Below are 12,757 nucleotides of genomic sequence, written 5' to 3'. Positions count from 1 at the left end.
TCTCCTCCTGGTATCCCATCTACATTAGTTTATAAATACCACAAAACAATCATTTTTAAACTTTTCGACGCAAAATCATTAATGTAAAATCATCTCTCAAGGTAAAATCTTGTAGTTTCACAAGTTCCTTATATACGCTGTCGACAATTTCTTGAGCACTTAAATGCATGTAGGACCTTATTAACTTCACTATTTCTTCTCGTTCAATAAAATCATCATCTACTCGGCATTCCGTTACACCATCTGATAAAAAGACAATAAAATCATCTTTTTCGACCTTTTTATGATACTCACGGAATTTTGTATGACGTGAGACTCCTAAAACTAAGCCTTTTGCATACAATTCTTCGAAACGATCCTCAGAAGATGAATAATAAAACCCAGGTTCATGCCCCGCTCCAGAATAATGGAATTCATGCGTCCCTGTATCATATGCCCCGTACATCATCGTAATAAACATACTATCATCAACATTCTGCTCGACGACCCTGTTCAAGTTCTCAAGCAGCGCGCCTGGCCTAAGTCTTTGTTCAGGCAAGCTGTCCATGGCGTATTTAATCATCGACATACACAAAGCAGCAGGAACACCTTTCCCGATAATATCAGCTATGGCTACCCCTACATTGCCGTGCTCATCTCGAACAAAATGATAGTAGTCACCGCTCATTTTTGTAGCCGGTACACTCACTACACCAATATCTAACACATCGTCAGACGGAATTTCTTTAGGCAGCAATGTTTGCTGCATATTAGCAGCTACATCGATCTCTGATTCAAGTTCTTTTTGACGATCACGTAAACTTTGATGTTCACGATAGGCAAGTCCATATCCCATCATAACTTCTAAGAGCAACTCAAAAGAATCCTGAACCTCACTTGAAACATTCGGAAACAACTCTTCTAAAATAGAGCGGTGAATACTGACCAATTCCTCAGGTGATATTTGATGCTCAAGTAAAATTTTACTAAATTGCTGTGCTTCATATAACCCTTGTTCACTTTTATCATGAAGGAATGTCTGCAATATATGTTTGTATGATTCTTCTAGCTTTTGAACAGTATTATTCACGCTGGCCCTCCTTTAACGAAGCCACTTCGTCGTTGTGATGACCGTCCCTTCCCCTACTTCGGAATCAATAGAAAATTCATCCATTAAACGTTTCACTCCAGGAAGTCCCGCTCCCATACCGCTAGAGGTTGTAAATCCATCTACCATCACTTGTCTAATGTCTGAAATCCCGGGACCTTGGTCTTTAGCAATCACTTGTATTCCTTTAACCATTCCCGTTTTCGACGGTGCCTCAATTAGTTCTAAACATATTTCTCCACGCTGCGCATATAAATAAATATTACGCGCTAATTCTGAAATGGCTGTTGTTATCCGCGCTTGATCGACACTCCCAAACCCGATTTCCTTTGAGAGGGTACGACCTGCTTGTCTAGCAGCAACAATCCCCCATTCGTTTTTCACTTCTACACAGGATTGGGTTTCCATGATCATCCCTCCAGTTCCTGCTGCAATTTGTCCAAACCTTGCTCAAGGTCAAGAGCTGTAGGAACATCATCCAGTTTAATACCCATATCAATTAATGTAATTGCGACCGCAGGCTGTATTCCTGTTAATACAACGCGAGCCCCCATTAAATTAGACATATCAACGACATCACCTAACACTTTAGCGATGAATGAATCGATCATATCTACAGATGTCAAATCAATGACAACTCCAATCGACCCTTCTTTGTGAATTTTATTTAATAGGTCCTCTTGAAAACGCAATGCTGTTTGATCATCTAACTCTACTTGGATACTGATAAGCAAGTATTGATGAAGTTTTAAAATTGGGATCCTCATTTTTAACTCCTCCAACTTATATTTCTTCTATTTTTTTATTCGTCATTTCTAAAGCTGATTCCATACCTTTACGCAATGTACTCTTTGTAGGGAATTTACCTAAGTCAATTCCAAGGTTGACAATTGTTTGAGCGATCTCAGGGCGAATGCCCACTAAAATGCATGTTGCTCCTACAAGACGAACTGCCTCTGAAGCTTGTATAATGTGGTGAGCAACCATTGTATCAACAACAGGAACGCCTGTAATATCTATTAACACCACTTGTGAGCGGTTTTTAATAACGCCGTCCAACAGATTTTCCATAATTAATTTCGCTCTATTTGTATCGATTGTTCCGATAAGAGGCATCACCGTAATCCCTTCAAAAACTGGAATTAAAGGCGCTGATAGTTCAAGAAGAGACAATTTTTGCATCTCGAAGATATCTTCCCAAGAACCTGTATAATCTGTTACCAATTGATTAATAATGCCGTCAATCCAATCTTCGACTTCATTAAAAAGAGTTAAAAGCTGATCGACATTATGTTCTTTTTCAGAAAGCGTCGCTAAGATGGCACGACGGAACGACTGTAGGCCTCGAGTGAAGTAAGCTAGCGGCCAACCCGTCTGAATAAATCGATCTGTAAAATTTGTCAGCCGTTCATTCGCTTGCATTTGGTTTCGATCTACTGACTCAAAGATGAAATTCATAAACTCTTGATTCGTATTTTCATAGACCGTATCAGATATAGAGTTTAAATAATTCTCCTTACGAACTTCTTGGAGCTGCTCTTCCCATCTTTTCGTTAACACTTCACGATTCTCGAATATAAAGGATACTATATATGGTTGCATCTTACTTTCCTCCAGTCAAAGTGGTTACAGTTTGTTACAGTTATTATTTCACGACTTGCTTGATGTTGCAAAGATTTTCAAATTAAAGGTTTTACAAGTTCATGTAAGAAATCCCACTTCAGTAAAGTTCCTCATATTAATTAAACCTTATTTCACTGCTTTTGATCAATAATAAACCGTTAAATGCATGATTTAATGTAAAATAATTGAAAAAAACCCCGCTAAAAGCGGAGTTTCTTCTCATTTAAAAGTCAATTAATCCCAAACTAATAAACAAAGCATCATTAACCCTCGTCATCATATCATCATCAAGATGGGTGATTTTATCGGTCAGGCGCTGTTTATCAATTGTTCTTACTTGTTCTAGCAAAATGACCGAATCACGATCAAATCCGTATCTTTTTGCATTGATTTCAACATGAGTCGGCAATTTTGCCTTTTGAATTTGTGCCGTGATTGCAGCCACAATGACAGTAGGACTAAAACGATTCCCAATATCATTTTGGATGATTAAAACAGGTCTTACCCCACCCTGCTCAGACCCAACAACAGGTGAAAGGTCGGCAAAATAAACGTCACCTCTTTTTACAATCAACCGCTACACCCCACTTACTAAGCGATCAAGGGTGTTCTCTGCTTCCTCCTCGGCAAGAAAGGCTTCAGATGCAAGGTTAAGGTTAATTTTAGCCATTTCCATATAGCCTTGCTGCATCGTTTCACGAATTTGACGCTTCTTTCGGTCACGAAGATATAGCTTCGTTGCTTGCGATAAAAACTCACTGTAATTTACATTCTCTTGTTGAATCACACCGTCCACCTCGTTTAACAAATGTTGTGGCAAATTCACTACAATGCGTTTCGTTCTCTGTTCTGACACGAACATCCACCCCCAGCATCAACCAACGACCTAAATATTATATGTTTTCATAACGCTTTCATGCCTAATCACTTGGCAAAAAACGAACTTCTTTTATCCACATTTAATGATAGCATTGACTTCTGTAAAATGCAAAGAGGTTTTACAAATACTATTTAATTTCCATAAAAAGAAGGCCCAACATTATATGTGAGCCTCCCTGGATCGTTATTTTTCTTGTGTACCGTAAACAGATCTTGCAATTGAAACCATTTCTTCTGTTCCTAGAGTTGAAGAAGCAAGGTAGAAATCTACACCATTATACGACCACATTAAGGACTCTTCAGTCATAACGCCAATCGTAAAGCCTAAATCTACCGGCTCGCCGTCACTTACATTCATCGGAGTGGTGGCAGGCACCACTTTACTTTTCTCTTGAATAAGCGTGAATGGAGCTTCTCCTGTATATTGCAGTACAACACTTTCACCGCGGTCAGTTTCCACTGTTTGCGAAGAGTCTAGTGATGTACCGTCCGGAGTGTACATTGGATAATGTACTGCCATCTCTGCTTCAGGTTCAGCCATCGTTGGCTGCTCATTCATTTGTGCCCCCGTCATATTACGCTCCATATCGAAATCACCTTCATTAAAGCTTGCATTCTCTTCAAAGCTTGTGAAATCTAATTGAACAAGAACTTCAAGATCAGGATTCATTACTTTCACTTGCAAAGGAGCTAAGTCTTTCTTATTAAATGTAATTTCTTGTGTGCTTAAGTTCTTGTTTTGATAGTTTGTATTCGTTTGGAACACATACGCATCCTCCGTCGCCGTAAAGGTTCTTTCAGGATCCATTAACACATCTTGAATCAGTGAGCCGTATAAGTACACTTGGCTGCTGTTGATCGGCCAATCACTTTGGAAACGGAAGCTCTTATTAAGTGCTGGAGTTAACACGAATACCCCGTCATCGTTGCGGAGGATAATCTGGCTTTGGTCTTTGGCAGCATTTTTAAGTGCTACACGATAGTAATCTTTTTCTTGATACCAAACTTCCACCTCATATGTTTGCGGCTCATTCCCTGTTTGTAATGTCATCGTAGCAGCTGCCTTATAACCACTAATATCGGACATTTTACTTTCAAGGTCTTCTAGAATATCATCTTGCGTTTTTTCACCGCACGCTGCAAGAACAAACGTCACCATCACAATAAGTGCGATAAACCAGCTTACTCTTTTCATACCTTCACCCCTTTGTCTCAATTAACGCCAAAGAAGAGAATTCTACCAATCAAGAGACGGCAATCATGATTGTGCCCCGTTCGTTCACTCTAGAATGCCAAACTTTTAAATGCGTTTAACATTCAAAGAATAAACGAATTAGGTTCTTGATGAAATTTTGACCTGACTCTGCTTGAAATGGCACAAGCTCTCCCATCCGCATTACAACTATATGAGGCAAGGGCGGACAATATGCAGACTAGCTTGACAAGCGCTCTAAAATTACTTGCGCAACAGCATTTTTCTCACTATGAGATATGGATATATGGATAGCTGCCTCAATGTCTGCAGTGAGTACCGGCTTTCCGTTCACTTCATTCAACACCTCAATATCCTGCCATCCGAACTCTTTTGAGATGCCAGTCCCGCACGCTTTAACAAAAGCTTCTTTTGCCGCAAAGCGTCCAGCCATAAATTCAATCTTTCTTTTTTCAGCAAGCTTTTGGTAAACGGACTGCTCCTCTTTTGTTAACACTTTTTGAACAAATCTTGGCTGCTTTGTGAGCAGCTGTTCTATTCGCTCTAATTCCACAATATCTATTCCGATGCCTATAATCATGTAAACTCTCCTTTTCTAGTCTGAATTCTTAAATCGGGCATTTCCTCTTTCTTTTTTGATATACTTATAGAAAGAATACGATTTTGTTAGGAGGATTAAGCTTGTTTATTCGTCAGGAAAGCTTCTATTCCTTTAGAAAGAACTACCCTATTATTTTTGGTTTATTAGTAATCCATTTAGCCTTATTTGTATGGATGAATTTTCTTCCTGGAGGCTCTCTTGTTAGAAATCTTGGGATTGGCTATAACTTGGCTGTAGCCAATGGTGAATGGTGGAGACTGATTACACCTATTTTCATGCATTTAACGATTGGGCATGTTGTATTTAACTCTTTCTCTCTCGTTATCTTTGGTCCTGCCTTAGAACAAATGCTAGGCAAATTCCGCTTTATCATTTTCTATCTCGGAACAGGTGTCATCGCAAATATCGCTACTTATTATCTAGGAGGCTTGAGTTACCCTCCTCATTTAGGTGCATCTGGTGCTATCTTCGGTTTATTCGGGATGTTTGTCTACCTTGTCTTATTTAGAAAAGATTTAATTGACCAGGCAAACTCACAGCTTGTGATGACTATTCTTATTATTGGCCTTGTTATGACATTTGTAAATTCTAATATTAACGTATTAGCGCACCTGTTTGGCTTACTCGGCGGTGCAGCACTTGCTCCTTTATTTTTAACTGGAGTGAAGCCTTATCATATGTATCAGCATGTCCACGACACGAGCGAGCCAACCTTTAATCCGAACCGTTGGCAAAAAAAGAGAAGAAATCAAAAGCTTTTTAAGAACGTGTTTTGGATTGTCCTCGCTTTACTCGTATTATATGGCATATTCAATAGATAAGCAGATAAAAACCCTCCAATCTTATAACGAATTGGAGGGTTCATCTTTATTTCTTTAAGCCTTCTAAAAAAGTGTTTACATTATGTTTCATCATATCTACATACGTTTCTGCCCCGCTGCCGTCAGCCCCGATCGCATCTGTGTATACCTCACCTGCAATCTCTACACCAGCATTACTAGAGACAGTATCCATAAAACGGCTGTCAATCGTTGTTTCTAAGAAGACTGCTGGAATCTCTTTTTCTTGAATTAAATCAACTACTCGAGAAATTTGACCCGGAGTTCCCTCTTCATGAGAATTCAATTCCCAAATTCCAATTGTTTCATACCCATAGGCTGCACCAAAGTATTTAAACGCATTTTCACTTATTACAATGGTTCGTTTATCTTCTGGAATTTCTTCTGATTCTTCACTAATCCATTCATCTAATTCAGTTAATTCCTGAATATAGGCTTCAGCATTAGCCTCATAAGCCTCAGCATTATCAGGATCTCGTTCCATTAAATCATCACGAATAGTTTCTACATAAGCTATCACATTTTTAACATCTAACCATGCATGAGGGTCATCTTCATTTGTACCATCAACCGGAATAACGTCAATACCATCAGAAACTGTCACAATATCAGCCCCGCCAGCATTAGCAACCAAACGCTCTAGCCACTCCTCAAGCCCTAAACCATTCACATAAAAAACAGATGAATCACTGGCCTTCTGAAAATCACTCGGAATAGGCTCATATCCATGAGGTTCTTCACCGATCGGCACCAAGTACTCAACAGCAGCAAGGTCCCCGGTCACATTCTTTGTAATATCAGCTAAGATCGAAAAGCTCGTAACGACTTTCAGTTCCCCAGTTTCTTCACTTTCTCCATCTCCTCCACACGCTGCAACAAATAGACTCATCAATAAAACGACTAAAGCAAAAAACCACTTACGCACTCTCATCATCCTTTCTCTATTTTTACTCTCACTAAAAAAGTTGTGTACAGGCAAAAAATAGTACAAAAAAATAGTTGGTTAACTCTTCACCACGGAAAACTATTTTGTCTTAGGGCAACTTTATTTTGTCACACTTTTATAAAAATGTCTAGTCTTTGGAGACAGCTTCTATTCTACTTGATTGTATGAATAAGCCGCCCTTTATGTTCCTTTATTAACTCCTATATAAAATATTTCTATGTAAGATCCCTTGAAAATAGTATGTATATGACAAAAAAATAAACCATTTTTCACTATGAACAAAAATGGTTTATATCGGTTATTAAGTTTGTGATCTGATAAGGATGTGCCTCTTGTTGGATATAACCTGTATTTTGCAAGCTGGTATATCTTTTTCCGCTTATAATATCGATAACTTCGAGAGTTAAATCACCTTCGTCACAAAGTTTTATCCCAATCTTTCTTAGCTCCTGTAAATATATAGAAACCCTTTGTGAATCTGCTTGCACAACTATCATTTTCAGAATGACCTTCCCATCTTCATCTGTAATCATGCAAAGATCATTTCTAATTCCAGCGATTTGAACTTGACCACCGATTTCCGTTAGTGTGTAGATGAAGTGATCAACTAAAACAGCTAAGATTTCAATATACTGTTTTGTAGTAGTAAATAAACCTTTATCAAGGTCTCTTTTATATGTAGTAATCAATTTCAACAATGTAACCACGTGACGTTCTTCAACTGGTTGGAGACAATACTCTCTAACAATTTTATTCACTACTTTTTGAATGCTGTTTAATAAACGCTGAGACAAGTTATATTCCGAATATATCAGTTGAAGGTTCGCATTAACCATCTTCATTCCCCCCTCACTTTTCATTATTTAAATGGACATGGAGTCTCTTTATCACACCCGAAATTACACCGTCCAATCGATTGATATATAGAACACCATGAGCGTTTCGCATAACAAATCGGAATGTTTTGTTCAGCAGCCTTTTTCTTGAGTACAGAAGTTAAATTATGATTAATAAAATCGGTAAGAACTAATATAAGGTCAATATGAGATGGAATTTCTTTCTTTACCATCTGCGCCTTTCTCCCATCTACATGTGTAATCTGTTTGAAACCCAACCCTTCTAGCTTCTGAGGAATACTCCCAAGACGATCCGCTCCGACTATTAATAAAGAAGACATATATATCACTCCTTCGTTGATAATTATTCTCACTTTATTTTAAATGAAAAAGATTCTCATTGTCAATTAAATTTTCAGTCAAATAAAAAAGGGATCCCTTTTCAGGACCCCTTCGAAGTTAATAAGGTAATCGTTAATACTTTTTAAGCAAATAACGCAAAGGAATGATAGAAACGATAACAATAAGCAAAGCCGCGGGTGCCGCCATATGGTAAATGGCTTCGCTTGTCTCTACCCAAATACGTACTGCAAGTGTATCAAACCCAGGAGGTCTGAGTAATAAAGTAGCTGGAAGCTCTTTAATACTGCTTACAAATACGAGTGCGCCCCCTGCCAGGATACCAGGCAGAATAGATGGAATAATAACTTTGATCATGACCTTCCAAGGAGGCTGGCCCAGGCTTCTCGCTGCCTCGTCTATCCGTGGAGAAATGAGGCTGAGCGAAGCATCTGTTGACTGCATTGCCTGTGGTAAAAACCGAATCACAAAAGCAATGGCCACCAAATAAAAGGTATTATAAAGCATAGGTATATACTGGTTAAAAATAAAGATGATCCCAAGTGCAACTATGACTCCAGGTAACGCATAACCTGCATAACTCATCTTTTCAATAATAGCAGATGCTTTGGAAGGATACCTAGAGCGCAAATAAACTACTGGCAGAGCTAAGATCATACAAATGAGAGCTGCCATACCAGAAACCTTCACACTATTCCATGCATATCCCCAGAATCTTGAATCCAGTGCCCCTGCCTCTAGGCCAAGAATTGACCAATAAACGAGGACAATGACCGGCAAGATAACCGAGATGAAGAAAATCGTGCTTACAAATATAAGCGCAGGCCATTTCCATTTTCCAAGACTTAAAATGTCAGGCTCTTTAAATGTATTACTTGTTTGATAATACGATTGTTTCTTCTTAGTTCTGGATTCAATCCACAAAATAACTAGTGTAAGGACAATTAAAACCACACTTAAAACAGTAGCTGAAACATTATCATAACTTCCCATTTGGTAGTAAATAGCTGCTGTAAATGTTGTATACCGCATCATCGCAATCGCACCGAAATCAGACAGTACATATAAAGCAATTAGGATAGCTCCAGCACCAATTGCGGGACGAAGAAATGGAATATTCACTTTCCAAAAAATTTGTGAAGTCGTCATTCCTTGTGACCTTGCCACTTCTTCATAGTTACGGTTCATTTTTCTAAGTGAAGCACTGGCAATTAAAAATACATACGGATAGGTGAATAAAGTTAGAACAATAAATATTCCCCAAAACGAGTAGACATTAATTGGGTATTCCCCAAATACATTTAACAGCCACTCATTCTCACGCCACTCTCTCCATAGCCATCCCCTAGGGCCAAATACAATAATGTAGGCAACAGCTCCTACGTACGGCGGTATGACTAAAGGAAGAGCAAGCAGCCACTGCCACATCTTTCTTCCTGGCAGGCTTGTCCGATTGACAATCCATGCCAGCAACACGCCGATTGAGACCGCGAATAAAGTCACCATAAAGGTTAAGGACATCGTATTCCAAATTAATTGGGGAATACGAGTATCAAGTAAGCGCATCCACCTGTCCGTACCAGCAAACAATGATCTCCATACAACATAAAAAACTGGTATAGCCATTAACAAACCCGTTAACGCCGCAAATGTAAATAAAACTCCACCTGGCCTGCTCCCTCGATTTTTGCTAAAGCGAATACCCTTAAATAAACGGCGAGAGGTTGGAGACGTATCGTCTCCAACCTGAGGGTTTTTCCTATTATTTTTTTCGTTGTCTAGGTGCTGACTCATGACGTCACATCTCCCACTCGCCTAATAATTAGTTCTTTTTACAAATCTAAATCTAGTCCTGCTCTTTCAATAAGTTCACGTGTATCTTCCCACACTTCGCCTAATTCACTTAATGGCATATCGTGTGTCTTATAGTCAGAGATTGATTCTGCACCTTCTACGGCTTCAATTTCTGGATTAATCGGTACTTCAAGTGACTCATACGAGAATTCACGTTGATTCTCTTCTTCTAGAATCCAGTCTAGGAATACTTTCGCACTGTGAGCATTTGGAGCGTCTTTTACAAGGCCGACTCCTGCTGCGTTAACAACTGCTCCCATTTCTCCTTCTTCCTGATCTGGGTAAATAACTCCAACGTTATTGTCAGTTGGCTCTTGAAGCTGCTGATGGTAATAGTAATTGTTTACTAATCCAAATTTGAACTCACCAGCTCCGACAGCACGGCGGATATCTCCGTGTCCTTCAAGGACAGAACCCGCATTGTCTTTTACTTCTTCAATCCACTCAATTGTCTTATCATCGCCCCATTCATTACGAAGCGCGGATACATGTCCAATCATACTGCCGTTACCACCACGAGTAATAGCAAACTCACCCTGCCATTTCGGATCCGTTAAATCTTCAATAGACTTTGGCATTTCTTCTTCTGTGATTAGATCTTTATTATACATCAAAACACGAGTACGTGCTGATAAAGCGAACCAAGAATTATCCTCTGCACGATATTTTTCATCGATTGATTCAATTCCCTCAGGATCAGAACCTTCTAAAAGTCCTTCTAAGCGTAAGTTTTCAAGCGCACCGACATCGTTTGAAATGAAAATATCAGCTTGTGCATTTCCAGCTTCACCTTTAATTCTGCTTACTGCATTATCTCCAGCATGAAGCGGTTTCACTTCAATTCCTGTATCTGCTGTAAACTTCTCCAATAGAGCGTTTACGAAGTTTTCATTACGGGATGAGTAAACAACGAGCTCCCCAGTTTCTTCTAAGGCAGCTTCATCTGCAGCTTCTTCTGTATTTTCACCTTCTGCAGGCGCTTCTTCAGCAGGTTCCTCTGTAGAACCGCACGCAGCAACAACAAAAAGTGATAATGCTAATAAAGAAAATAAAAATACTTTTAACGACTTTTTCATACTTAATCCTCCCACACTTTCTATGTATTCCGAGTAATGATTTTCATTCTCATTCGCTCTCACAAGTCCTACTATACTGCTATTGATAATCATTGTCAATGCATTTTTTTATTTTTGAGACAATTACTAACATAGTACACACTAATTAGAAAAGCCCTCTAATTGAGGGCTCTCTAATTGGGTCTTTATTTATTTATGCTTCTACAAGGGCAACTAATTCTGGTTTAATATCAAACGAGACAACAGACCCAACCTCAATCTCTTGTTCTACAGGTGCATAGACAATCATCGGCTCATTTGTTACATGATCATCACCAAGCCTCACTTCAAGCTCTTGATACTCACCACTATAGGTTACTCGTTCTACACGTCCGGAATAGCGGCCGTCTTCTACTAAACGGCAACCTTCTGGACGAATTGACACGCGGACATCTTCAAGAATTTGATTCGATACTGATGGCAGACAAACACGGCCAATATGCGTTTCAACATGTTTCATATCTTCACACAGTGTCCCTGTTAATAAATTTGTTTTTCCGACAAACTGAGCAACAAAGCAGTTTTTAGGACAACGATACATATCACGCGGAGATGCAATTTGCTGAATCACACCTTGGTTCATGACGACCACACGATCTGACACTGCAAATGCATCCTTTTGATCATGCGTAACAATAATTGCAGTTGTATTGGCTTTCCTTAAAATAGCTGTCACATCATAACGCATTCGCTCTCGCAAGCCTGCATCCAAATTACTAAATGGCTCATCCATTAAAACGACATGCGGACGCGGAGCAAGAGCACGCGCAAGAGCTACACGCTGCTGCTGCCCTCCTGAGAGTTCATTAGGAAAACGCTTAGCATAATCAGCTAAACCAACCAGCTCAAGTACTTCTTTAGCACGCTTCTTTTTATTGAGCGTACCCCATTTATTTAATCCGAACGTTACGTTCTTTTCGATTGTTAAGTGCGGGAATAGTGCATAATCTTGGAACACCATTCCAATCCCTCTTTTTTCCGGTGGTAAATATGAACGGTCGTCAAAGACAACTTTATCGTCAATACGAATAGACCCGTTTGATGGCTGTTCAAATCCTGCAATCATACGAAGCGTTGTGGTCTTCCCGCAACCACTCGGACCAAGCAGAGTAATAATCTCACCCTTTTCTATCGAAAGGTCAATATGATTAACTGCTGGACTTCCAGCATTAGAATACGTCTTTGTTAAGTTTTGAAGGTGGATAAAGCTCATTATGTAGTCCCCCTCAGACTCTTCTTTGAGAATGAATTTCAATCTAGATTAATAATAGCATAGCTCATTTTCAAGCGTCAATGTAAAAACACCAATAAAAGCGTTACTTTCAATATTTTTAGTAATTTCAAAATTCTTGCAGGGTTGTTTCACCAATTCTCTTAAAGGGAATACAAATAAATACTGTAAAT

The 12,757-nt window shown here is 39.1% G+C and carries 15 protein-coding genes; 1 reads left to right on the top strand and 14 read right to left on the bottom strand.

Going from position 1 to position 12,757, the window contains the following annotated elements; translation table 11 throughout:
• Positions 1-55: 55 nt before the first annotated feature.
• From BPOF4_RS01325 to acpS, 8 genes are all read right to left on the bottom strand, one after another.
• Complete coding sequence (locus BPOF4_RS01325; protein ID WP_012957260.1) at positions 56-1,069, bottom strand: PP2C family protein-serine/threonine phosphatase; 1,014 nt, start codon at positions 1,067-1,069, stop codon at positions 56-58.
• 12 nt (positions 1,070-1,081) lie between these two features.
• A complete protein-coding gene (locus BPOF4_RS01320; RefSeq protein ID WP_012957259.1) occupies positions 1,082-1,495 on the bottom strand; it encodes an anti-sigma regulatory factor in 414 nt (137 codons plus the stop codon).
• A gap of 2 nt (positions 1,496-1,497) precedes the next feature.
• Positions 1,498-1,854, bottom strand: coding sequence for an STAS domain-containing protein (locus BPOF4_RS01315; protein ID WP_012957258.1), 357 nt, complete (start codon positions 1,852-1,854; stop codon positions 1,498-1,500).
• A gap of 16 nt (positions 1,855-1,870) precedes the next feature.
• A complete protein-coding gene (locus BPOF4_RS01310) occupies positions 1,871-2,689 on the bottom strand; it encodes an RsbT co-antagonist protein RsbRA (RefSeq protein ID WP_012957257.1) in 819 nt (272 codons plus the stop codon).
• 244 nt (positions 2,690-2,933) lie between these two features.
• On the bottom strand, positions 2,934-3,284 hold the full coding sequence (locus BPOF4_RS01305; RefSeq protein ID WP_012957256.1) for a type II toxin-antitoxin system PemK/MazF family toxin: 351 nt from the start codon (positions 3,282-3,284) through the stop codon (positions 2,934-2,936).
• Positions 3,285-3,287: 3 nt separating this feature from the next.
• Complete coding sequence (locus BPOF4_RS01300; protein WP_031311629.1) at positions 3,288-3,572, bottom strand: CopG family ribbon-helix-helix protein; 285 nt, start codon at positions 3,570-3,572, stop codon at positions 3,288-3,290.
• 201 nt (positions 3,573-3,773) lie between these two features.
• A complete protein-coding gene (locus tag BPOF4_RS01295; protein WP_012957254.1) occupies positions 3,774-4,784 on the bottom strand; it encodes a LolA family protein in 1,011 nt (336 codons plus the stop codon).
• Positions 4,785-5,022: 238 nt separating this feature from the next.
• Entirely contained in the window at positions 5,023-5,382 is a 360-nt protein-coding gene (gene acpS, locus BPOF4_RS01290; RefSeq protein ID WP_012957253.1) for a holo-ACP synthase, read from the bottom strand.
• Positions 5,383-5,483: 101 nt separating this feature from the next.
• On the opposite strand from acpS, the gene BPOF4_RS01285 reads away from it, so the two are divergent.
• Positions 5,484-6,224 carry a rhomboid family intramembrane serine protease gene (locus BPOF4_RS01285; protein WP_012957252.1) on the top strand — a complete coding sequence of 247 codons (741 nt, stop codon included), beginning with the start codon at positions 5,484-5,486 and terminating at the stop codon, positions 6,222-6,224.
• A gap of 46 nt (positions 6,225-6,270) precedes the next feature.
• On the opposite strand, the gene BPOF4_RS01280 is transcribed toward BPOF4_RS01285, so the two are convergent.
• From BPOF4_RS01280 to BPOF4_RS01255, 6 genes are all read right to left on the bottom strand, one after another.
• Entirely contained in the window at positions 6,271-7,167 is an 897-nt protein-coding gene (locus BPOF4_RS01280) for a metal ABC transporter solute-binding protein, Zn/Mn family (RefSeq protein WP_012957251.1), read from the bottom strand.
• A gap of 293 nt (positions 7,168-7,460) precedes the next feature.
• Entirely contained in the window at positions 7,461-8,024 is a 564-nt protein-coding gene (locus tag BPOF4_RS01275; RefSeq protein WP_012957250.1) for a hypothetical protein, read from the bottom strand.
• Positions 8,025-8,047: 23 nt separating this feature from the next.
• Complete coding sequence (locus BPOF4_RS01270; protein ID WP_012957249.1) at positions 8,048-8,365, bottom strand: DUF2325 domain-containing protein; 318 nt, start codon at positions 8,363-8,365, stop codon at positions 8,048-8,050.
• 133 nt (positions 8,366-8,498) lie between these two features.
• Positions 8,499-10,178, bottom strand: coding sequence for an ABC transporter permease (locus BPOF4_RS01265; RefSeq protein WP_012957248.1), 1,680 nt, complete (start codon positions 10,176-10,178; stop codon positions 8,499-8,501).
• A gap of 38 nt (positions 10,179-10,216) precedes the next feature.
• Complete coding sequence (locus BPOF4_RS01260) at positions 10,217-11,314, bottom strand: extracellular solute-binding protein (RefSeq protein WP_012957247.1); 1,098 nt, start codon at positions 11,312-11,314, stop codon at positions 10,217-10,219.
• Positions 11,315-11,507: 193 nt separating this feature from the next.
• Positions 11,508-12,566 carry an ABC transporter ATP-binding protein gene (locus BPOF4_RS01255; protein WP_012957246.1) on the bottom strand — a complete coding sequence of 353 codons (1,059 nt, stop codon included), beginning with the start codon at positions 12,564-12,566 and terminating at the stop codon, positions 11,508-11,510.
• Positions 12,567-12,757 lie beyond the last annotated feature (191 nt).

It is taken from the genome of Alkalihalophilus pseudofirmus OF4, assembly GCF_000005825.2.
Classification (GTDB): Bacteria; Bacillota; Bacilli; order Bacillales; family Bacillaceae_D; genus Alkalihalophilus; species Alkalihalophilus pseudofirmus.
Note: the sequence above shows the minus strand (reverse complement) of the source record. Positions and strands in the feature narration are given on the sequence as shown.